This is a genomic window from Microbacterium sp. SCN 71-21, from assembly GCF_001725695.1.
Taxonomy (GTDB): domain Bacteria; phylum Actinomycetota; class Actinomycetes; order Actinomycetales; family Microbacteriaceae; genus Microbacterium; species Microbacterium ginsengisoli.
In genome coordinates, this window is sequence record NZ_MEGA01000124.1 from 3,918 (window position 1) to 5,062 (window position 1,145).

2 protein-coding genes are annotated in these 1,145 nt (G+C 76.5%); both read right to left on the reverse strand.

What is annotated here, in order from left to right; all coding sequences use genetic code 11:
- Positions 1 to 614 (reverse strand): tRNA (adenosine(37)-N6)-threonylcarbamoyltransferase complex dimerization subunit type 1 TsaB (tsaB, locus tag ABT08_RS13050; RefSeq protein ID WP_288115241.1); only part of this gene is annotated, 614 nt, incomplete at its 3' end.
- An 82-nt stretch (positions 615 to 696) separates the two neighbouring features.
- Positions 697 to 1,145, reverse strand: a 449-nt coding sequence (tsaE, locus tag ABT08_RS13055) for a tRNA (adenosine(37)-N6)-threonylcarbamoyltransferase complex ATPase subunit type 1 TsaE (protein WP_288115242.1), incomplete at its 5' end; no start/stop codon positions are given.

Below are 1,145 nucleotides of genomic sequence, written 5' to 3' on the forward strand. Positions count from 1 at the left end.
TCGCCCGTGAGCACGCGCGACGCGGCGACCGCCCGGGAGCCGGCGAGCGCGAGCAGCGCCGCCGGGATGGATGCCGCATCCTCGCGTCGCGCGCCCCGCTCGGCGAGGGCAGCGTCGAGGTCGGCGCGCGGCGCGAGTGCCGCGTCGCCGATCCGCACCGGCAGCCCGTCGTCGTCGAGTCCCTCGTAGACCGAGTAGGCGAACTCGCGGCGGCGCGCGTCGGTGACGACGGCGAAGCGGCCGGCATCGTCGCCCGCGATGGCGGCGCGCAGCAGGATCGACAGGGCGACCGCGTCGTGACTCGGAACCGCGATCACGGGAAGGTCGCGGGCCAGCGCGAACGTGCGCGCGGCGGCGATGCCGATGCGCAGGCCGGTGAAGGGCCCCGGTCCCATGCCGGCGACGACCTGCGTGAGGGCGGTCGGCGCAGGCGCGTCGACCTGCGCGCCGATCGCGGCGGTGACGGATGCCGCGGCCAGCGCTGCGGCGAGCAGATCGCCGATCACCTCGGCATGGCCGAGCGGATTCGCACTCGTCGCCTCGGAGCGCACCACCCCGTCGGCGTCGACGACGGCGACGGCCGTGCCGAGCGAGGTGTCGATGCCGAGGATCACCTCTCTAGGGTATGCCGCCACCGGCACGTCCCGGGGATCGCGGCCGATCGCCCGGCCGGGCCCGGCCGGGCGCGTGCCGCGATCAGGGACGGCGGGAGATCGTCACAGTCCGCGGGGCGTCGGCGTCGAGCTCGTCGGTGCGCCGCGACGCGTCGCCGCACATCGTGTCGGCGCCGCGGCCGCCGGTCGGACGCTCGATCTCGACCTCCCACCAGGCGTCCGTGAGGGCCTCGACCATCCCGCGACCCCATTCCACGATCGTCACCGACGAGCCGAGGTCGAGGTCGAGGTCGTCGAGCTCGGCGGCCGAGCCGAGGCGGTACGCGTCGACGTGCACGAGGGGCGCGCCGCCCACGAGCGAGGGGTGCGTGCGGGCGACGACGAAGGTCGGCGACTGCACCGGGCCGCGCACGCCGAGGCCTGCGCCGATCCCGCGGGTGAGGGTCGTCTTGCCGGCGCCGAGGGGGCCGGTGAGCACGACCACGTCGCCGGGGCGCAGCGCCTCTCCGAGCGCGCGGCCGAGCGCCTCCA